Source organism: Effusibacillus sp. SKA8, from assembly GCF_058273125.1.
The window spans coordinates 19,653-40,520 of the sequence record NZ_JBZCSF010000021.1 but is presented as its reverse complement, the minus strand read 5'-3'; the positions used below and the strand labels follow the sequence as shown (position 1 = coordinate 40,520).

At 49.9% G+C, this 20,868-nt stretch carries 17 protein-coding genes; 2 read left to right on the top strand and 15 right to left on the bottom strand.

Features of this window, described 5'->3' with window-relative positions; translation table 11 throughout:
- Window positions 1-293: 293 nt before the first annotated feature.
- On the top strand, window positions 294-845 hold the full coding sequence (locus tag AC4ED1_RS14145; RefSeq protein ID WP_490939706.1) for a winged helix-turn-helix domain-containing protein: 552 nt from the start codon (window positions 294-296) through the stop codon (window positions 843-845).
- Window positions 846-943: 98 nt separating this feature from the next.
- The gene (locus AC4ED1_RS14140; RefSeq protein ID WP_490939702.1) at window positions 944-1,231 is read left to right on the top strand and encodes a hypothetical protein; all 288 of its coding nucleotides are present in this window, start codon (window positions 944-946) and stop codon (window positions 1,229-1,231) included.
- Window positions 1,232-2,319: 1,088 nt separating this feature from the next.
- Here the strand turns inward: AC4ED1_RS14140 and AC4ED1_RS14135 are convergent.
- From AC4ED1_RS14135 to AC4ED1_RS14065, 15 genes are all read right to left on the bottom strand, one after another.
- Window positions 2,320-2,673: a hypothetical protein gene (locus tag AC4ED1_RS14135; protein WP_490939700.1), complete on the bottom strand. Its 354-nt coding sequence runs from the start codon at window positions 2,671-2,673 to the stop codon at window positions 2,320-2,322.
- Between the two features lie 345 nt (window positions 2,674-3,018).
- Entirely contained in the window at window positions 3,019-4,803 is a 1,785-nt protein-coding gene (locus AC4ED1_RS14130) for an extracellular catalytic domain type 1 short-chain-length polyhydroxyalkanoate depolymerase (protein ID WP_490939698.1), read from the bottom strand.
- Window positions 4,804-4,954: 151 nt separating this feature from the next.
- Complete coding sequence (locus tag AC4ED1_RS14125) at window positions 4,955-6,130, bottom strand: thiolase family protein (RefSeq protein WP_490939696.1); 1,176 nt, start codon at window positions 6,128-6,130, stop codon at window positions 4,955-4,957.
- A 92-nt stretch (window positions 6,131-6,222) separates the two neighbouring features.
- Window positions 6,223-6,999, bottom strand: coding sequence for an alpha/beta fold hydrolase (locus AC4ED1_RS14120; RefSeq protein WP_490939694.1), 777 nt, complete (start codon window positions 6,997-6,999; stop codon window positions 6,223-6,225).
- Window positions 7,000-7,025: 26 nt separating this feature from the next.
- Window positions 7,026-8,429, bottom strand: a complete 1,404-nt coding sequence (locus AC4ED1_RS14115; RefSeq protein ID WP_490939692.1) for an esterase/lipase family protein — start codon at window positions 8,427-8,429, stop codon at window positions 7,026-7,028.
- A gap of 43 nt (window positions 8,430-8,472) precedes the next feature.
- Window positions 8,473-9,294, bottom strand: a complete 822-nt coding sequence (locus tag AC4ED1_RS14110) for a methyl-accepting chemotaxis protein (RefSeq protein WP_490939690.1) — start codon at window positions 9,292-9,294, stop codon at window positions 8,473-8,475.
- A 1-nt stretch (window position 9,295) separates the two neighbouring features.
- Window positions 9,296-10,312, bottom strand: a complete 1,017-nt coding sequence (locus AC4ED1_RS14105) for a branched-chain amino acid ABC transporter permease (RefSeq protein WP_490939688.1) — start codon at window positions 10,310-10,312, stop codon at window positions 9,296-9,298.
- 5 nt (window positions 10,313-10,317) lie between these two features.
- Window positions 10,318-11,178, bottom strand: coding sequence for a branched-chain amino acid ABC transporter permease (locus AC4ED1_RS14100; protein WP_490939686.1), 861 nt, complete (start codon window positions 11,176-11,178; stop codon window positions 10,318-10,320).
- A 21-nt stretch (window positions 11,179-11,199) separates the two neighbouring features.
- Window positions 11,200-11,910, bottom strand: a complete 711-nt coding sequence (locus tag AC4ED1_RS14095; RefSeq protein WP_490939684.1) for an ABC transporter ATP-binding protein — start codon at window positions 11,908-11,910, stop codon at window positions 11,200-11,202.
- A complete protein-coding gene (locus AC4ED1_RS14090; protein WP_490939682.1) occupies window positions 11,888-12,661 on the bottom strand; it encodes an ABC transporter ATP-binding protein in 774 nt (257 codons plus the stop codon). The genes AC4ED1_RS14095 and AC4ED1_RS14090 overlap by 23 nt, the downstream gene beginning before the upstream one ends.
- Before the next feature lie 66 nt (window positions 12,662-12,727).
- Window positions 12,728-13,945: a substrate-binding domain-containing protein gene (locus tag AC4ED1_RS14085; RefSeq protein ID WP_490939680.1), complete on the bottom strand. Its 1,218-nt coding sequence runs from the start codon at window positions 13,943-13,945 to the stop codon at window positions 12,728-12,730.
- 214 nt (window positions 13,946-14,159) lie between these two features.
- Window positions 14,160-14,528 (bottom strand): type II toxin-antitoxin system HicB family antitoxin, encoded by a 369-nt coding sequence (locus AC4ED1_RS14080; RefSeq protein WP_490939678.1) that lies wholly within the window; start codon window positions 14,526-14,528, stop codon window positions 14,160-14,162.
- Between the two features lie 213 nt (window positions 14,529-14,741).
- Entirely contained in the window at window positions 14,742-18,083 is a 3,342-nt protein-coding gene (locus tag AC4ED1_RS14075; protein WP_490939676.1) for a DEAD/DEAH box helicase family protein, read from the bottom strand.
- A 51-nt stretch (window positions 18,084-18,134) separates the two neighbouring features.
- Window positions 18,135-19,310: a restriction endonuclease subunit S gene (locus AC4ED1_RS14070; protein ID WP_490939674.1), complete on the bottom strand. Its 1,176-nt coding sequence runs from the start codon at window positions 19,308-19,310 to the stop codon at window positions 18,135-18,137.
- Window positions 19,307-20,761 carry a type I restriction-modification system subunit M gene (locus AC4ED1_RS14065; RefSeq protein WP_490939672.1) on the bottom strand — a complete coding sequence of 485 codons (1,455 nt, stop codon included), beginning with the start codon at window positions 20,759-20,761 and terminating at the stop codon, window positions 19,307-19,309. Before AC4ED1_RS14065 ends, AC4ED1_RS14070 begins: the two co-directional genes overlap by 4 nt.
- Between the last annotated feature and the right edge of the window lie 107 nt (window positions 20,762-20,868).

Here is a 20,868-nt window from a genome sequence, read left to right as displayed (position 1 = left end):
TGATCGTTTTCAAACAGGGTCAGATACACGTTCACCTCTCCTTTCTTGAAAAAGAACGGCAATAATGAAAATTATACCCGAATTCCGTGCGTTCTGTCATTTGATGGATGCCGAAATCGTCCGGATCTACGGCATGCGTTGGAACAACAATTTACAAATGTAAGGAAGATTGGGACATATTTACATGATGCTGCCGATCATATAACATAAAGTTTGAAAGGGAAAACATTCGACAGACAACCACATCCGGTTCCCTTAAAAATGATCAACTGGGGTGGATTTTGTTGAAATTCGTGATTACGTATGAACGTCCCGAACAATTGGATATTTTATGTCAAATCATTCGTGAGAAAAAAATCGAGTTTGTTCAAATGATTGGTCTGGAAGATCTGCTTGATTCCGGTAAAGTAATAGGGGTTATCATACGCGAATCGGATTTGCTTGCGAATTCCCGATTCAATAAATCGGATGACTCAGTTATCGAAGCAGGACAGCTTCAACTTTGTCAAGGCAAGATATTTGACATTGATGGGCATCAAGTAATTGTGAAAGGAGAGGAGAAACATTTGCCGGGCAAAGAATTTGAATTACTTTTATTTTTGGCAATGCATCGCGGTAAAGTGATTCCCACCTTCGAAATAGTACGGAAGGTTTGGGATGAATACACCGATTCGGAACGGGTGCGAAAATACATTCAAAAACTCAGAAACAAGATTGAAGACAATCCGAAGGAACCCAGATTGCTGTTGTATAGACCGCGAGCGGGGTATTGCTTAAGAACAATGGGGATGTTGTTTATAGGGACAAACATCGATTTTTTGCTGGATTTTTTGACGATTTTTTAATAATGCTCGAATACGTTCCTAGAAGAGACTAAAAATAGTATACGTGAAGACTAGAGTATTGTGGGCAAATTACTATTTATTGAGGTAGGATGAGGAATATGGACAAGACATTTTCAAAAGCATTAATTATCTTGGTATCCGTTATAATTTCTTTAACTATAGCCGAATTTAATCCTTTTAAAATTTTGACCTGTGATCAAATTACTAGAGATCATCAATTAATAAACGAAATCAGCCAAATCAAATATGCCCGATCTGTTAAATATATCGGAAACGATACATATTATATTGAACTACCACAAGAAAACTTTATCGTTCAAAAATATTATACGAGTTCAATGAATTATCGTTGGCGGGTTTTTAAAGAAAACATGAGCACATTTTAAGGCACAGAAATGAATCTATATTAAAGGAATTAAATAAAGTGTGAGGTTATAATCTTATCTTTTTCAAACCTTAGTTTAATTTAACCAAACTAAGGCTTTATAGACCCCCATTCCGCCGTAGCGGCATGGGGGTCTATAATAAAATAAAAACAAAAGGAATATGAGGTAATCTCATGGAAACTAATGACTCCCACACACAAAACAAGAATGAGATGGAGATATCTGCTTTTCTTAAACTCAAGTTTGACACGATGCCCTACAAGAATGCCCACCGCTCTTGAGGTTGTGGGCATTCTGCGGACAACCTACCACTACATTTCTGACTGCCAGCCCTCTTTCAGCACTCGAGGTGGTGCCTGTGTCCCAATCGCCCGGAATGCTTCGTTGGCATACCCCTGAATTTCGTTCCGAACGAGCTGCTGTTCTCCATTGACGCGAATCAGAGACACCTTCATTTTATAGTGGCACACAATGTCAAGACAGTTTTTTAATAAATTTTAAGGGGTGAAATCTTTCACATAGCGATTTCTCTCTGTCGTTCGATGGATTTTCTGAAAACCAAATTTAGAAGTCCGGTGAAAAATGCCGATTTACGATGTGAAATGGCCTTATGAACGGAAAAATAACCGAAAATAACCTGGAAATCACAGAGGTTTGCGTTTCTCCCCCAGTCACCGATTCCGGGATTTCGGCATGCCAAAATACGGTTTGAGGTTGTTTTTTCTTAAACGGCATGACCTTTTCGGATTTTGAACGATTGCGGTCAGCAGCGCCTGCTCCTGCATGCAGTTCAGCCCGCTACTCCGTGCGCGATCCATCCCGCGCTTCTGCAAAGGCATATTCGCAACAAGTACGCCTTTTCTGAATCTGCTGGAACTCACCCTCGAGTTGGTTTGGCTTTGTTTTTGACCCGAACTTCTTGTACCTTGGCCTTTCTTTTTCGCTGTTTTTCCGGATTATAGATTTGTCTCTTCCAGGTTGGGATCGGTTCGGAGTTTCAGGTCAACGGTACGGGCGCCAACTTTAATCTGCATGTGTAATCCCTCCGGGCCAGCCACCTACGGGAGTCGGTACCTAGCCCCTTTTGTTTACTGCTTATGTTTGAGCATGTGAATTTGCTCTTCGTGGCGAGCAACTTTCGCAAGCTGGAAGTCCAAACGCTTATGGATTGTAGAAATATCTCCTTTTACAGACTCCATATCATCTTGTAGTTTGCGAACATCCTGCTTGATAAAGCCCAGTTCCGTCTCCAACGTGTCGAACCGGCTTTTCATCTGGCTTTCCATGCTTCTCATCTGGCTTTCCATGCTTCTCATCTGGCTTTCCATGTTTTTCATCTGATTTTCAATGCTTCCCATCTGGCTTTCCATGTTTTTCATCTGGCTTTCTATACGGTCTAAACGGCCCAGTTTATCGAGTATTTGTTTCAACATTTCTTCCATTTCTAATCATCCCTCCCAATACCCATATTATAGCAGAAAGATCATCCGTAGGATGGGTATTAAAAACGTCGGCACCACCTCCGGCCGCGGTACAGGAAAAAAATAAGCGCCGGCGGCCAGCGCAACCCGATCCCAACCGCCGCGCAGAGATATGCGTCAAGCAAGGGAAACTGGTGAACCAAGCCGGCACCAGCGCAAGATTGGCAGAGGCTGCAATCACAGTTCCCGAGTAAGGATCAAATCCCAGCGGGATGCTGCCAGCCTCACCCACCACCAATTCCAGCAAAAGAGAGCTGGAACCAGTTCATGTTAACCATTCGATAAATCGGTGTTTCCCGTAAACTGTCAGTTTGTTGTAATCAGCAGTTGCGGAAGATAGTTCGTGTCCTCCCCACCGTAAATCTCCAAAACGTCCGACGCAAAATCCGCCGGCGTGGAAGCCTTCAAACGGAATTGGGTCTTGCCCGTCTTGTTAATATAATTCAACGCATTTGCCGGGAGAGTAAGCTCCGTATAGGCGTTATTCGTTATCGGGACACTGAGGGTGCCGATATTGGAAGCGGATGCGGCAGCGTTGTAATCGCCTTGTTCCAGGGAAGCGCTCGTTCCGAAATACCCTTGTTTAATGTCTACGGAGACTCCACTAACCGAACCGGACAGGGATTTTCGATAGATGCGCAGCTTGGCGCTTTGAATCGTCGCAGCGTCAGGGATCGAACTAGTATCAAAGGAGAGAATGGTGCGATAGGTATCCGTATTATACATGCCTTTGTCTCCTGTTTTATGCACCGTGGCGCTCAACCCGTCGGCGGAAAGAGCTCCCACAAAACCGTCTTCCGCCGCAATGGAAGAGAACGTATAGGAACCGCCGGTGCCGATTGTGTAAGTCTCGGTTTTGACCGTTTCCTGGTTGCCCGCAGTATCCACACTGAAAAATTTTAACGTGGTGTTGCCGCTGATCGAAATGGGTCCGGTATACTGTGTGGAACTGGTGGTGGGAGTGCTGCCGTCTGTCGTATAGTACGTTATTGCCGGTTCATTGACGGAAAGTTGTACATTCACCGAACTGCTGTAAGTGCCGCCAGCCGGAGAAGCCGTTGTTACGGGTGGTGTGGTGTCCATTCCGCCACCACCGCCGTTTTTAGGATGGCTATTGAAGAAATCCCACATAATCTGGCTGGCATTCGGACCCTGCGGATCGGTGTATGAACCCGCGCTGCTACCACCGGACCAGGCATGCCCCATACCGTCCACCATATATTTTTCCATCACGATCGCACCGGCATTGTCTTTGTAAACGTATCGGGTGTAGCTTCTACCGTTCGGAACCTGACCGGTAACCGTTTGATCGGCGGTATCGTCGATATTGTTGTTATCCGTTCCATCAGAAGCCAGGTCATTGGTTTGCGCCCACTGTGAAATGACCTGGTGTCCGTTGACCGGGTACACAGTATAATCAGAAGTACCATGGAAAACGATTGTCGGAACGACTCTTTTGTAATTTCCCATCGCCGTATAAGCCGCGTTCCCCTGTTGAACCGGATCCGGTCCGCCGTTTGACATGGCCGTCCACGCACTCGTTTCATTGGTTGCCGCTTTATATTCCAACCCGGAACCAACTCCGATCGCCGCAAATACATCCGGATATGTCGCTCCCATAATTACGCTCATCGCAGCTCCAGCCGACAAACCAGCCACAAACACCCGGTTGTCGTCGATCGAATATTGGCTTTTCACCTGATTGACCATGCCCGCGATCAAAGCAGGCTCTCCACTTCCGCGTGACTGGTGGGCGGGATCAAACCAGTGCCAACACTTGTTCGGATGAGCGGAAGAGGGTTGTTCCGGATAGATGACGATAAAGTTGTTCGTTTCGGCAATCGCGTTCATCTGCGTCCCGGTCGCAAATTGATCCGGGTCCTGCGTACAACCGTGCAGCATGACCACAAGCGGCACTCTTGTACCCGCCTGATAACCGCCCGGCACATAAATCTTGTAGGTCCGGTTGTTATAAGTTTGGGTCGTAAAGGAACCCGCCGCATGCGTTACAGGAAGCAGAGATAGAAACAGAATGACCGCCAGAATGACAGAACCAAACGCCTTCAAACTTTTGAAACTCCTGAAATTCATTCTTTTTCCCCCTTATCTTGAATTCTATTAACTGAAAAATCAGTATTATATTAACTTTCATCCGTTACAATTCAGTTACAAAAACAGAAACCCGGAAGAAGCACTCCCGGGTTTCTATAACGGTCTGGCACAGCCTTACGCGCGATGTCGTTTATGCGCGTTCCACCAGCAGGGCGACGCCGATTCCCCCGCCGACGCAAAGGGTGGACACGCCATACCGCAGATTGCGGTGGTGCAGTTCATGCACCAGCGTGGCCGTGATTCGGGCTCCGGTACAGCCGATCGGGTGTCCCAACGAGATTCCCGAACCGTTCGGATTGACTTTTGCGCGGTCCAATTCGAGCAGTTTTTCGACGGCCAGATATTGGGCGGCAAACGCCTCGTTAATTTCCCAGATGTCGATCTCGTCTTGCCGCATACCCGTCTTCGCAAGCAGTTTTCGTACGGCGGGCACGGGTCCGTATCCCATCAAATCCGGTTCCACACCGGCAACCGCGCCCGCAATCAGGCGTGCCATCGGTTTTACACCCAATTCCCGCACTTTTTCGCCTGACATCAACACCACGGCAGCCGCTCCGTCATTGATTCCCGACGCATTCCCCGCCGTGACCGTGCCGTCTTTCCGAAAAATCGGCTTCAATGCCGCAAGCCCCTCGAGTGAAATATCCGCACGCGGGTGTTCGTCTTTTGACACCTCCTCCGTTTTCCGCCCCGCCTTAACGGTGACCGTTACGATTTCACGGTCAAAGCGGCCGGACTCCTGGGCGGCCAATGCCTTGCGGTGGCTTTCATATGCCAGGGAATCCTGCTCTTCCCGGGCAATTCCGTATTTGTCCGCCACCCGTTCCGCCGTTTCTCCCATCATAATCTTATGAACGGGGTCTTCCAGTATTTCCCATACCGTGTCGGTCACCTGCCCGTGCTGGAGTCGTTCGCCCCAACGGTATTGCTTCAGCACATACGGGCTTGAGCTCATCACCTCGACGCCGCCGGCCACAACGATCTCCGCATTGTCCGTTTGGATCTGCTGCATGCCGCTGAGAATTGCCTGCAGACCCGACGCACACTGCCGCTGGATCGTATAACCGGTGACCGTAATCGGAAAACCCGCTTTCAAAGCGGCGGTACGGGCCACATTCGGCTCGTCCGTCCGCTGGATGCAGTTGCCGAGTATCACCTCATCGATCTGCCCGGCCTGAATTCCCGCCCGCGCAACCGCTTCCCGCAACACCGGAACCGCCAGTTCCCCCGGCATCATCTCCCTGAAGGAACCGCCAAACGAACCGATGGCCGAACGTACTGCCGAAACCAGATAAACCTCCTTCATTTTCCGACTCCTCCCGGAACTTTTATTTATGATTCGACCGTACAGCCTATTCCCGTTACCGCGAAAAAATGCGAACTCCAGCAAAAAATCGGTTACGATATCCTTTTCTTCACAAACCTCTCAATATCCTGCACCAAGCGCTGCGGCGCCTCGACGTTCGGCGAATGGCCGATCCCCTCGTACAAAACCAGTTCGCTGTCCAAAATGGCGTCCCGGGTCCGCTCCATCATGTCAAGCGTGAGCAAGCTGTCCTGCGCGCCGAAGACGATCAGCGCCGGGATGTCCACGTCAGCCAATCTCTCGCGGTAGTCCGCTTCGCCAAGGGATGTATAGTTGGGGATGATCGTCGGTCCGGCAACCATCGCGTCATCCACCAAGGATTCGAAAAACTCTCCCTGTGCGGCAGTCGGCACGACGGCGGCAAGCGCCATTTTCATCAGGTTCCGGTCGCAAATCATCTTTTCAATCAAGGGCTTGCGTTCCTCAGGTGTCACAATCCCTTCCGCCGGTGCCGGATTTACAAGCACCATTCCCTTTACGAGTTGCGGTTCCGTCACCGCCATGTCCATCGCAATGGCGCCGCCCATCGAGTGTCCCACCACAATCACGCTGTTCAGCCCCAATGCATTCACTAGCGCTCTTACATCGGCGCTGTACTGAGAGATCTCGTGTCCGTATCCCGGCTGTTCGCTGCGACCGCAACCCCGCAGATCCATCCGCACCACCGTATAATTCCCGGCCAGTTTCTCCCAAACCAAATCCCACCAGCGGGCGGAAGCGACATTTCCATGCACGAGCACCAACACCGTCTCTCCACGGCCCGCTTGCTCATAATACAGATTGACCCCATTCACTTTCATGTGCGGCATCACGAGCTCCTCCCAATTTAACTTAATCAGTTGGCTAACTGCTGCTCGATCCAGGCCATCGCATCATTCTTCCGGGCAATATCCAGATGGTTATGGTTCATCCCCGTTTTAGCCATAAGCGGCGCCCCCCGCCTGGTAATCCCTTGGGTGTAGGTCGCGCTAGCGACAAAGAGCAGTCCGTCACTGGCGTCAGCCTTTTCCCCAATCGGATATCCCCACCAAGTGTGGTCCCAGACCTGGTTTGTGCCGTACAGGACGTAAAGCTTGACGTTCGGATCGAGTCCTTTCGCATTCAGTTTGGCGACAAAATTGCTTGTGCCGTTAGTGCCGGAAGGATCCCTGATCGCTCTGTCGATGCCCTCCGACGTGACATAGAGGCTCTGGCCGCCGTAATAAAGGTCCAGCATGGTTTCATTGGCGTCGGATGTCCAGCTTTCGGCGTTAAAGCTGATCGGATGATCCGGATCATCCACCCAGTTATGCAAAAGCTGCGTCTGCCCCTGATAGAAATTTCCGCTGTATGTGCTTGTCATGTCCCAGCGTTTGTAATACCGGTAAGCGTAATAGATATAAGCTTCCCAGAAAGCCACCGGGCTGTCCGAATTATTGCTGATGACCGTGGTGTTCGCGGTATAGTAGCGGAACATGGTGTCCAGCCCTTTAAAAGGAGCCGCTACAGCCACGTATTTCCGAACGTCGCCCCGATAGTCGGTCATCCAGGTGGTATCGGACCATTCCTGATTCAACGAACTCAAATAAGCCGCCACCGCCATGTTCCCCTTGCTGTGAGCCACCACATCCACCTGGCTCGCCCCGGTGCGGGACTTGATCACGTCAATCGCGCCGGCGATCAGTTCTCCCTGGATCAGGTTGTTGCCGTGAACATGCGGAAACGAAATGGCAAATACGGCATATCCCTTGTTCGCCAGGTATTGCATGAGACCGGGATTGGCAATGGTAGCGGGAGTCTGTTTGTCCCACGGGTGGGCCCATGCCCGGTTCATATCATCCGAAGCTCCGTGTACCAGCAATACCGGGTAAGGTTTTGTGGCATTATTCCAACCCGGTCCGTATCCCAGCAGGAAAAACCTGTTGCTTTTCAGGTGCCCGTAATCGCCGAAATTGTAGTCGTTGGAAGCGGTACTGGTTCCGTCCTTAACGAAAATATCAGCGGGGAACCAATTTCGCACCTTGTTGTTTTCCGGCAGGGCGACCTTGACAACAGGTTCCTGCCCGTTGATCATCTGTGACGCGGTGTCCGCCCAAAGTTCCACCCGCTCCCACGGAAACGGATCGCTTGCCGTGGAACTGAGCGTGGGGGATGCCGCGCTGGCTGGCGGCGCCGGACAAAGCAACATGTTCGCGATCATCGTCAGTGAAACCAGAATCGCAGCCAAACGAATGTTCAGCCGGTTGCACCATCTCCTCATACCCATTCTCCTTTCTGGAGCGTGATCTTTTTGACGGACTCTTTTAATGGATTCCGAGATTCAGCATCTGCCGGGTAATCTCATCCATTTCACCGACCTGTCCAATCAGCCCGTCCGCGGCGGACGCAATCTTGGTGGCAACCTGTTCGAGATCCGCAATTTGTTCCTGAAACTCCCCGTAAGTTTTGCCGATCGTCTGCAAATCGCCTGCGATCCGGTTGGCGGACTCGCTGACCCGCAGGGCGAGTTTGCGCATCTCCGCGGCCACGACACCGAACACCCGGCCCTTTTCGCCGTGTCGGGCCGCTTCTATTCCGCTGTTCAGGGCAAGGATATTCGTTTCTTTTGCTATATTGTTGACCGTTTTGGTAATTTGTTCCATTTCTTCGGTAATACCGGTCATTTTCGCGACAACGCTTCCCCAGTTTTTCCCGATGGCGGCAAGCTCAGCCGATCCCGCAGACAGGCTGGCGGAAGTTTGATTCACCACCAGCATGGTATCCTGCAATTTTCTGGCAATCCCAAGCAGCTTGTCTTCCCGTTCCAGGGACATCGAGAGGGAAATTCCGCCAATCACGCTCCCGGTTTGATCCCTGACCGGCACCGCTACCACCACATACGGAAATCCGAACAGCTCAGGCCCCACCTTGGTTACAATTCGCTTTTCCGAAAAAATTGCCTGTCCCATCCCGGAATCCGGCAGCAAAGGATTGCCGACTTTCACGCCGTGGTTCATCTGCGGCCCCGGGAAATAAGCCAACAATTGCTGCAGATCGCAAACGGCAATCGCACACTCTTCCGGCACCAATTCCTGGATAATCGATCCCATGTCAATCAACCGATCCAGAATTGACCTGCCCTCCATCTTAGACTCCCCCGCAGTTCTTCATGGATAACTCACTTTTGTCATCTCCCGCGTTTTCCGAAACCGCTTGCCTCTTGGCAAAACCTTTGTCGCGCAGCGTCCCGACAATCCCTTTTGGAAAAAACATCACAATCACGATGTACACGGCCCCGAAGATGATCATCCACCGTTCGAAAATCGGGTGCACCTTCGACAAGGATGTGAGCCAATCCTGAGCGAACCGGAGCACGCCCGCCCCCAACACCGAGCCGACCAGCGTACCCGTTCCGCCGATGATCGTCGCCAGAAGCGCCTCGACCGTTTTGTCCAGCCCGAGCACCGAAGTGTTCACAAACCGCTGGAAGATCCCGTGCATCGCACCTGCCAAAGCGGCGACCATCCCTGAAATGACAAGCGATGCCACCTTAAATCGAAGCACGTTGTACCCAAGCGATTCCGCACGGTTTTCGTTCTCCCGGATCGCCTGCAGCGTGCGTCCCAGCGGGGAATCGACCACCCGCCGCAAAAACAGGTACATCGCGACAAGAAACAACAGCGCCGCATAATAAAGCACGGTACGGTCCCGCAGGAAATCCGGTACGGAAAAGCTCATTCCGTCGTTGCCACCCGTCATCTTGTTCCACTTCTCCGCAACGATAAAAAACAGTTCGGCGAACGCAAGCGTAATCATTGAAAAATAGACATCCCTGACGCGCAGGGACAGGATTCCGATCAGAACCGACAGGACCACGGTGATGCAGACCCCCGCCAGAATCCCCCAAAAAATCATGTTCGGGTTCTCCGTCTTTGCGCTGAGAATCGCCACCGAATATGCTCCTGTTCCAAAAAACAGCGCATGCCCAAACGACACAATCCCCGTGTACCCGAGCAGCAAATCGTAGCTCATCGCGTAGACCGCGACAATGAAGATCTGGATCATGGTTGCCAGAAAGGTCCGGGAACTGACAAAGGGCAGCAGCGCCAACAGCGCCAGACACACAGCCAACACGCTTTTTTCGGCAAAGAACCGGTTGATCATTCCCATCACCTCCGCACTCCGAACAGGCCTTCCGGTTTGACCATCAGCACGATCGCCATCAGAGCCACATTGACCGCCAGCGCCGCTTCCGGCCAGTAGTACCCCATAAACGTTTGGCTGAGCCCGACCAGCAAACTGCCGGCAAAAGCCCCCGCAAAGTTCCCGATTCCGCCAATCACCACCACAATAAAAGCAAGCAGTTGATTCTGCATCCCGAGTTCCGGGAACAGCGATCCGAACGACGGCCCGAACATCACGCCGCCAAACGCGGCCAAAGCGGCTCCAAACGCGAAGACCAGCGAGAACACCCGTCTCACGTTGATCCCCAGTGCCTGCACCATGACCGGGTCCTGCACCCCGGCGCGGATCACCATCCCATATTTGGTTCGCGTCAGCAGCAGGTGAACCGCCGCGACGACCAAAACTCCGATCCCGATCACAAACAGCTTGTAAACCGGAAACGCATCGGTAAGAATCGTCACCGCACCCTGCAGAACGCCCGGTTTGTCAAAGTTTTGCAGATTCGGTCCCCAGACGACTTTCAGCAATTCCGTCAAAACGATCATCAGTCCCAGTGTCAAGAGAATTTGCGCAATGTGGTCGCCGTAAAACGGACGGACAAAAAACCGCTCCAGCAGCCAGCCGAGCGCCCATCCCGTCACCGCGCCGGCCAACAGCCCCAATGCAAAACTTCCCGTCAAACCGTAGACGGTCCAGCCGGCATACGCGCCCCAGATAAAAATCGCGCCGTGCGCGAAGTTCAAAACCCCCATCAATCCGAAGATCAAGGACAGCCCCGCCGCGATCAGGAAAATCAGCATCCCGAGAGAAACGCCGTTTAAAAACAGGTTGACTGTAAGCGACACAATCGCGTCTCTCCTTTCGAATCAAGCTCCGATTCCGAGGTATTTTTTCTTCAGCGCCTCATCCTGTTTCACATCGGCCATCGCACCGCTGTAGACGGTATGGCCGTCGTCCAGAATAAACACGTCGTCGCCGACGCCGCTCGCCATCAGAAAATTTTGCTCCACCAAAACGATCGTCGCATGTTTTTTCAATTCGACAATCGCTTCCATCACCCGCTCCACCACGATCGGGGCCAGCCCCTTGCTCGGCTCGTCGATCAGGAGCAGCCGATTGTCGTTGACAAACGCCCGCGCGATCGACAGCATCTGTTTTTGTCCGCCGCTCAGGTTGCCGCCTTTGCGCTTCCAGGCGGTTTTCAAATCGGGAAACAACCGCAGCACCACTTCCAGGCGTTCTCTGGTGGCGTCGTCATGGCGGCGAATCGCCAGTTTCAAGTTTTCCTCCACGGTCAAATCGGAAAATACGCCCTGGTCTTCCGGCACGTACCCGATCCCTTTCAATGCCACCAGATGCGGCGCAAACCGTTGGATCTCTTCGCCCTGAAAAACGATTTTCCCGCTTCGTGCGGGCGTGATGCCCATAATCGTCTTCAGGGTCGTCGTCTTGCCGGCTCCGTTGCGGCCGAGAATCACCGTCACCCGGGATTCCTTCACTTCCAGGTCGACGCCCTGCAAAATATGGTATTGGCCGATAAAGGTTTGCAGGTTTTCAACTTTTAACAGCGTCTTCATAGAGTCCTCCCAGATACGCAGACTGCACCCGCTCATCACCCATAATTTCGGCGGGCGTGCCGTCTGCGAGAAGTCTGCCGTTGAACAACACGGCCAACGAGTCGGACAAGTCCAACACCATGTCGATTTTGTGCTCGATCAAAAGAATCGTGTGACGGCCGGATTCTTTCAAGGAACGAATCAGTTCGATAATCGTGGGCACTTCTTCCAACGACATGCCTGCCGTCGGCTCGTCAAGCAGCAGCAATTCCGGTTCCAGTGCCAGAAGAATCGCGATCTCCAGTTTTCGCTTGTCCCCGTGCGGCAGATGCTTCGCCAACTGGGCCGCTTTCGGGCCGAGATGCACTTTTTCCAGGAGTTGATGCGCCGTTTCCTCAAACTGCCGAAACTTTTTGGAGTGGGAAAACAGCCGGAAGCCAACCCCGCTTTTCGCCTGCACCGCAAGCCGGACATTCTCCAGGACGGTCAAGTCCGGAAACACGTTGGTAATTTGGAACGAGCGCCCGATGCCCAACCGGGTACGCTCATGCACGGACAGGTCCGTTATGTCTGTTCCTTTAAAGAAAACTGCCCCGCCGGTCGGTTTTAACTGCCCGGCAAGCAGATTGAAAAATGTGGTTTTGCCCGCCCCGTTGGGCCCGATGATCGATTTGAACTCACCGGGCCGCAAGCGAAACGATACGTCGTCGACAGCGACATGGCCGCCGAATTGAATGGTCAAGCCTTTCGCTTCCAATAACCGGTCTGACACGAAAGCCACCCTCCTTTGCAAAAGATGCCCTGCTGCCGGCAGGGCATCCTGTCGAGTATTTGGCGATTATTTGGCAACCGTAATCGGCGGCGCCGTTTCTTCCGGTTTCAATTCCTTGATGATTGTCGGAACCAGATGATCAACGCCCTCTTTTTTCTCCAGTTTGACGATATACATCGGCTGCAGCGCCTGGTGGTCTTCTTTGCGGAACGTGTAATCCCCTTTCGCTCCCCTGAACGTCAGGCCTTCAAGGGCGGCAGCCAGCTGGTCGGCATCCGTCGACCCGGCTTTTTTGATTCCTTCGACGATGGCGATGCCTGCCGTGAAGCCGCCCGCGGTGAACAGATCGGGAACGGAGCCGTACTCTTTCTTGTGATTTTCCAACAGCCAATCATTTTCTTTGGTTTTCGGAAGCGAGTGATAGTAGGTCGTGAATCCCTGCATGCCGGCGGCTCCGTCTCCCATCGTCTTGATGCCGGCAATGTCGGGGATGCCGGTAAACACCGCCATTTTTTCGTAGACTTTCAGTTCGTTAAGTTGCTTGAAAAGCGGTGTGGCCCCCGCCCACGTAATGTACAACACCTTGGCGTTGGATTGCAGCGCCCGCTGCAAAAACGGAGTGAAATCCTGCGTGGTCGGCGGCGCAAAGTCTTCCCCCACGATTTGTCCGCCCGCTTTTTCAACCGCGGCTCGGGCGGCTGCCGCGCTGGATTTTCCAAATGCGTTGTCAGGCGCGAGATGATAGATCGTTTTTCCGATGTTGTCGACCGAATACTTTGCCCCCGTCGCCCAATCCTGCGCCACATTGCGGCCGGTGCGGAAGACGTATTTGTGGAAATTCTTGCCAGTAAGATCGTCGGCCGTCGCCGGATCGATCATAAAAATCCGTTTGTTCTCTTTTGCCAGATCGGTAATGGCAAGCGCCACGGTGGAACTCGCGGTGCCCTGCAAAATGTCGACTTTGTCTTCCTCAAGCAGTTTGCGGGCTTTGTTTTTGCCTTCTTCCGCCTTGCCCTGGTCGTCTTCTTCCAGAATCTCGATCTTGCGGCCAAGCACTTCGTTGGTGCCGCCGGTCGCGTATTTGATCCCCAGCTTGAGCCCGTTCAGCTCCTGTTTTCCGTACGTTTCCAGCGGTCCGGTTTTCGAGGTGACCACCCCGATTTTGATCGGCTTTTTCGCGTCGTTTCCGCCCGTTCCGGCGGAACCGCCGCAAGCGGAAACCGTTAGCATCGTCGCGGACAGAAGCGTTGCGAGGCCGATTCTGCTCCATCTCTTGTGATGCATGGCAAGCGCCCCCTTCTCAATTCGATTTCTGAAAATTTATTGACAGATTTGTCTAAATTCTACCGTGCGGTCGTTACACGGGAGTTACAAAGTTACGTCCCCTTCCCGGCGGATGGCCGTTACAGGGGGGCCAGTGCACCTCAAAACAAGCGAAAGCAGGTCACCCTTGAACGTCTTGCCGAGTCAGGGTGACCTGCCGTTTGTGAATAAAACACTAAACCGACAGGCGAGATCCACGGCTCAATTTATACAAAACATATTGATTCAACGATACCCCTTCCAACCCCGCTTCAACAGAAAGCTGCCGGTGCAGGCTTTTCGGAATTCTTACCACAAATTTTCCACTAAATTCCTCCTCACCAACCGGCTCCGGGACCGGATCCCCATTTTCCAATTTCACTTCCAAATATCCTTCCAGAGCTTCACGCAGATTTTGATAGGTTTCATCCGGAGTGTCGCCATGGCTTTGGCATCCACCCAATTCCAGAATATGGGCGTAAAAATATTCCCCACTCTCATCGTGTAGCTTTTTGATTATGATCGTCCAAGGCAAGTTCATGTAGTAAGTAAGATCTCTTTGCATTTCGCTTCTATCCCCTTTAAGATGGAAAAGACTACCTCCCGATCCGTTTGAGCACATCCTTAATATAAACCGCCTTAACCGACTCGTGGTGTGGTATCGTGATGACATCGCCGTCCGTGCTTCGGAAGTGATAGTGTGAACTTTTTATTCCTATCAGATCGTGAGAAAACTTTCCGATGTGAAGCAAGAAGTTGTTCTTGGAACAAAACTACATTATGCCCCAACAATGTCTTCGGAATTTCTGTTTATCTCGTCAATGATCCCAATAATTTTTTTGGCATCCTCCATGTTATCTTTAAACAGATCCACAATGCTGCCGACCGTCTTAAACGGTTCTTCTTGCAGTACCTTTTTTTCGATTCCCCCGTTTTTGACCACATAATCCACAATCAGCTTGACAAACCTGACTTGATTGGCATTGAGCCGTTCGCTGGACAGAAACTCAGAGAAAGCTTCGTTGGCCGCCTGCGGGTCAAGGCCGACAATTTGACGTACCAGTTTTGTAATTGGGGTGTCGCCAAACTCCCGCCGGTAGTCTTCCCGTGTACCGAGCTCTTTCCACAGAATGTCCTCCAGCGTTTTCAGGTCTTGTACAGTCAGTTTTTTGTTGTTTCGAAGCTTGTGGATCGCAATTTGATCCCGGTGTTCGTGCAGGTATTGATTTACTTTTTTCCTGTAGTTTTGAAGGTCGTTCGCATTGTAGATCGAGCCGCCTTCCCTGACTTCCAAGATCTGGTCTTTGAAGTTCGTAAAATAGATTCGCCGCGTTTCTCTCTCAAGGAATTTAATCAAATCGCGTAAAGCTTCGCGAACCGCTTCGAGTTCAAAAATATCCGCTTCTTCCCAAAATTCTTCCGTCAACACTTTCTCGATAATGTATTTTTTCTCCAGCACTTGCGGGATACTGCCGAGCCTGGACAAGGCTTCGGCTGTCCGAATGACGCTATTGACGGGTTTCGCTGCGTTTTTCGCTTGCAATTTGGCCAATTCAATTGCATACATGACCAGATCGAACCGCTTGGCAAACTCGTCGTCGGAATACGGCGGAAGAATCGGCGAAATATGCTCCTTGATTTCGTTGACATCCAGCACCGTAAGAGAGTTCCAATTGTTTCGGTTCTTGAATTTGTGTACAGATTGAATGTGTTGGCGTACCCGGAAGTTTTCGTCGTCTAGCGCCTGGATATGCCCCACCGCATCGTCAATCAGTTCGTTTCGGTGGTTGATATACTCCTCATCCTGGAACTCAAGATTCTGCAATTCCTTGATGATCTCCACTTTGGCGTTGAACAGACGTTCTGTCAGGCTGATGACCATTTTCCCTTCCGTTCCCTTTGGATTGGCGCGAAAAAACTCAAAGTTTCCGCAAAAATCAAAGATCAGAAAATGCGTCTTATCCTCCCCGATACCCAGCAAATCTTTACACAGCCGGGTTCCGCGTCCAATCATCTGCCAGAACTTTGATTTGGAACGGACTTTTTTGAAAAATACGAGGTTGACGACTTCCGGGATGTCTACCCCTGTATCCAACATATCCACGGAAACGGCAATCTGCGGCATTTTTTTGCGATCCGAAAAATCGTCGATCAATGTCTGGTAGTAGCTGACACTGTAGTCGATGACCCGTGCAAAGTTTCCTTTGTATTCCGGGAATAAGGCGTCAAAGCGTTCGACAATCCGAACGGCATGCTTGTGGTTCTTCGCAAAAATGATCGTTTTCCCCAGCTTGTCGCCCCCTTCCACGCGAATCCCTTTTTCCATCAGCATTTTCAGCACTTGATCAATGGTATCGTCGTTAAATAACCATTCGTTTAGCGCTTCGCTGGAAATCTCGTCTCCCATCTCGTCGTCAAAAGTGTCTTCGTACATCTCCTTTTCTTCCTCGGACAATTCGTCGTAAGAGATACCTTCTTCCAGAAACTTTAATTTTGTCTCGACGGTTCGGTAATCGACCAGGAAGCCGTCCGTCACCGCTTTTTCCAATTCATACGCATAAGTGGGAACACCGTTTTCCAGGTCAAAAACTTCATACGTATTTTTATCAATTTCATCTTTTGGCGTTGCGGTGAGTCCCAAAAGAATCCCGTCAAAGTAATCAAAGATCGCACGGTATTTTTTGTAGATGCTGCGGTGCGACTCGTCAATAATGATCAGGTCAAAATGGCCTGTTGTGAACAAGCGTTTCCCATCTTTTCGCTTTGCCTCGTCAATGGCATTCATCATCGTGGGATAGGTGGAAAATACCATCCGGGCTTCTTCCGGATTGTCTTTGTTGTCCAACAGATTGCATAATGTCAGACTGGGAAGCAGCTGGGTGAAGTTGTTTTTCGCCTGCGTGACAAGGGTTTTTCTGTCCGCCAGGAACAAAATGTTCTTTACCCAGTTATGGCGCGTGAGCACATCGACGATAGAAATCGCTGTACGGGTTTTGCCGCTGCCGGTTGCCATCACGAGCAAGGCTTTGCGCTGTTTGTTTGCAAGCGCTTCGCAGACAGCCAGGACGGCCTCTTTTTGATAGTAACGGTTTGCGATGTTGTCGTTAATCACCACATTTTGCAATGGCCGCTTCATCGCGCGGCGGTCAATCAGCAGGCTTAATTCTTCTTTATTGTAGAAGCCCGACACCTTTCGCGCCGGGTACGACAGGTCATCCCAAATGTAGGTTTCAAACCCGTTTGAATAAAATAGGATCGGTCGCTGACCAAACAGGTTCTCCAGGCAATCCGCATACAACTTCGCTTGTTGTTTGCCTTTGTTGGGGTCCACGGTGGTCCGTTTCGCTTCGACGACAGCAAGCGGCTTTCCGTTATCGCCAAACAGCACATAATCGACGTAGCCGATTCCCTGCTGATTCGGCATACCTTGAACCGGATATTCCTCCGCCACGTCTTTTTTGAATTCCCAGCCGGCCAGTTTCAGATCGAGATCGATATATTTCTTTCTCGTTTCGTATTCGCTGAGTTCATCAACCTGGAAGTCATACTCCCGGGTATTCGCTTCCCGCTTTTCGGTGAGAAGGGAACGCAGTTCGGCGTTTTCCCTGATCATCTCTTCCAGCCGTTTGTCTTTCGAACTCAGTTGTTCGTACAGATCCTGCAATTCTTCCGGCCGTTCCCGTTTTTCTTCGCCCACGGGAAGCAAGGATTCGTCAAATTCGCCAGCTGTATGTTCATCCGAATAGCAATAATCGATCCAGGAGACAAACTGGTGCAGGTTGTAAAGCGACAAAATCGCCTCGTCCCGGGAAATGGACGAATTGGTATGCACGGCGACATTGCCCAGTTTGACGATATAGCGCAGCAAAGGCAGCAGTCCCTGGTCAAGAATGGAAAGAAAGGCACGGTCATGGATCAGGCTTGACAAATTGTCCTGGTAAGGCGCTTGCAAAGCGCTGTCAAAGCTGTAGACCCATTTCACGGCAAGTTCAAGCGCCCGGCGTGTCAGGATCGCGCACGTCGCCGGGCTCACGACCAGGCTTTTCTCCGCTTCCAGGCAGGCATCCGTGAAGCTTTCGTAATGGGGTTTTCCTTTTAAAAAACTGAAGTTGGATACCAAGGAGATCCCTCCGTTGCGAAACAACTCTCGGTGGTGATGGCAAGAATGAACCTACTCTTTGCACAATTCCCCGCGAAACGCGCGTTGCATGAGGGAGTGGAAATTGTTTTCCAGTTCTACTAAGCTTTTTTGGAGGAGTTCTTTTTGGGATTCGACTTTCTTGGCGATTTCCGCGAATTGGTTTTGAATCCGAACAGGAGGATATATGATCTTCAACTTTGATAACTTCGTACAAGAGAGTTCAATTTGATTAGTAGAGCCATTAACACAAGTTTTATAGATTTCATTCTGGACGTAACTATTTTTTACTAGCTCAACCAGAAAAACAGGATTTAATTCTCCTCTTTTCGGTCTAACAACGGTAACATGGCTATCTGCAATAAAAGTATTTTCATTTAAATCTGTTATTGCTAAGGCTCGACCGAGTGTTCCGGTTCCAGTTGAATTTATTAATACATCATCTTTTTTTATAAAATCTTCCTCATCAAGAGCATCTCTAAATTCTTCGTTATAAAACTTACAATTTTTTTCTTCTAATTTATTCCAATAAATACACTTTTGATTAATCACTTTAATTTGCGAAGCTTCACAATACTTTGGGGTTTTCCCTCTTTTAATAGATTGGCATGTTTCACTCAAATGAATTATAGACCAATTTTTTGTATTTTTGTAAGGATCCCCGAACATCTCCAAAAAAACACTTTGCGTTAATTGCTCTAACGCTTCGATTTGGGCTTTACGTTTATCGATGAGTTCTTGGGCTTTATCTAAAACCGAAGCGATTCTTTGTTGAATTTTTAGTGGAAGAAGTGGTACCTCCAAGTTGGAGATGACATCAATTGTAATTCCTTTTACTGTAGCACCATTTCCTTGTGATTCAATATACTTCGCTTTACTCTTCAAAAAATAAAAAAGGAAAAAAATATCTAACTTTGTAGAGTCTTCTATTATCAATGCCTTTAAATCTTGATTAATGGCAACATCAATAAAGTTAATTGCAACCTTACCAAGAGCCATTCTCGTTGGTATTATAATGTTTCTTTTTGGAATTAGCTTCGCACTAGAATTCTCCAATCCATGACTCGTTATAGTTTCAAGTGATGAGTATATCTTTTCTTCCGAAAGATCTTTTACGGAAATCCAATTTATTTCACCATTCCAATATTGACTGTTTCTACGGTCTGGTGTTCCACCACCTACAATTTTCACTAATTTTCCTAACTTCACCCCAACATCTCCTCCAACTCCCTCATACCTTCGATAATTTCTTCTTCCAGTCGCTTAACCTTCTGTAAAATCTGTTTTGGGGGAGCGTATGGTATTTCCTCAAATACTTGCTCTTTATACCGATTAATACTCAAATCATACTCATTCTCCCGTATCTCATCCACCGGCACCAGGAACGATTGCTCCGTGCGGTTCCGGTTCTTTTCGTTTTCCAGGTTATGAAACCGCTGTATGATATCCGGAATGTCGTTTTCGTCAACCGGATTCCGCTTGTCATCCAACGAAAATCCGTCCGCCTTCATGTCATAGAACCACACATAATCCGTTCCGCCTGCACCCGTTTTCGTGAAAATCATAATCGCCGTGGATACTCCGGCGTAAGGTTTAAACACGCCGCTTGGCATGGAAATAATCGCTTCCAGTTTATGGTTCTCGATAATTTCCTGGCGAATCGTCTTATGCGCTTTTGAACTGCCGAACAATACCCCGTCCGGAACGATGGAGGCGCAGCGCCCGCCCGGTTTTAACATACGCAGGAACAACGCCAGAAACAAAAGTTCCGTTTTCTTGGTTTTCACAACCTTTAACAGGTCGGCCGATACGGCTTCATAGTCAAGCGACCCTTTAAACGGGGGATTCGTCAGGACAAGAGTATAACGATCTTTGTCCTTGTTTTGTTCAGACAGCGAATCGCGATATTGAATGTTGGGATTCTCAACGCCGTGAAGCATCATGTTCATGGCCCCGATCCGCAGCATCGTGCGGTCCATGTCAAAGCCGTAGAACATATGGTTGTGAAAATGTTCTTTCAAACTTTGCACCAAAAACAAATCGTTGCGGTTTCTGCGGAGATATTCGCCCGCTTCCACGAGAAAACCGGCCGAACCTGCCGCCGGGTCCACAATGATATCTTCAGGGGTCGGCTTCATCAGTTCCACCATCATTTTGATGATATGGCGGGGAGTGCGGAACTGGCCGTTCGTCCCCGCCGTGGCGACTTTCGACAGCAAATATTCGTAGAGATCCCCTTTTGTATCGCGGTCTTTCATTGGGATATGATCGATTCCGTCGACAATTTTCGCAAGCAGTTGCGGAGTCGGAATCATAAAAATGGCGTCATCCATGTATTTGGCATAGGCGGAATCCTTGTTGCCGTGAAGGTTCTTGATGAAAGGGAAGACTTCCTTGGACACCACTTCATACATTTCTTCCGCTCCCAGATTTTTGAATCTGTTCCACCGCAAATGCTGCCTGTCTTTCGGGAAGATCCCTGCATGCTCAAGACCGAGGAACGTTGCCTCTTTTTCGTTCGTTGTCTCTACTTCATCCAACCCTTTTATAAACAAAAGGTAGGTAAACTGTTCAATGACGGACAGCGGATTGGTAATTCCCCCCGTCCAGAAAATCTCCCAAATTTTGTCTACTTTATTTTTTAATTCTCCCGTAATCATCGATGTCCTCCTGCCGACTTCCATCAACTCTTTCTCAGTTTAATTTTAACCGACTCTACCAACATTTTCACCGATTTTCATTCAGCGTTCGTTTCACAGCCCGGTTG

Bases quoted from the DNA above. Each gene is read 5' to 3' on its own strand.
- AC4ED1_RS14140 (WP_490939702.1), top strand. From the start codon at position 944: ATGGACAAGACATTTTCAAAAGCATTAATTATCTTGGTATCCGTTATA.
- AC4ED1_RS14135 (WP_490939700.1), bottom strand. From the start codon at position 2,673: ATGGAAGAAATGTTGAAACAAATACTCGATAAACTGGGCCGTTTAGAC.
- AC4ED1_RS14130 (WP_490939698.1), bottom strand. From the start codon at position 4,803: ATGAATTTCAGGAGTTTCAAAAGTTTGAAGGCGTTTGGTTCTGTCATT.
- AC4ED1_RS14125 (WP_490939696.1), bottom strand. From the start codon at position 6,130: ATGAAGGAGGTTTATCTGGTTTCGGCAGTACGTTCGGCCATCGGTTCG.
- AC4ED1_RS14120 (WP_490939694.1), bottom strand. From the start codon at position 6,999: ATGCCGCACATGAAAGTGAATGGGGTCAATCTGTATTATGAGCAAGCG.
- AC4ED1_RS14115 (WP_490939692.1), bottom strand. From the start codon at position 8,429: ATGAGGAGATGGTGCAACCGGCTGAACATTCGTTTGGCTGCGATTCTG.
- AC4ED1_RS14110 (WP_490939690.1), bottom strand. From the start codon at position 9,294: ATGGAGGGCAGGTCAATTCTGGATCGGTTGATTGACATGGGATCGATT.
- AC4ED1_RS14105 (WP_490939688.1), bottom strand. From the start codon at position 10,312: ATGATCAACCGGTTCTTTGCCGAAAAAAGCGTGTTGGCTGTGTGTCTG.
- AC4ED1_RS14095 (WP_490939684.1), bottom strand. From the start codon at position 11,910: ATGAAGACGCTGTTAAAAGTTGAAAACCTGCAAACCTTTATCGGCCAA.
- AC4ED1_RS14085 (WP_490939680.1), bottom strand. From the start codon at position 13,945: ATGCATCACAAGAGATGGAGCAGAATCGGCCTCGCAACGCTTCTGTCC.
- AC4ED1_RS14080 (WP_490939678.1), bottom strand. From the start codon at position 14,528: ATGCAAAGAGATCTTACTTACTACATGAACTTGCCTTGGACGATCATA.
- AC4ED1_RS14065 (WP_490939672.1), bottom strand. From the start codon at position 20,761: ATGATTACGGGAGAATTAAAAAATAAAGTAGACAAAATTTGGGAGATT.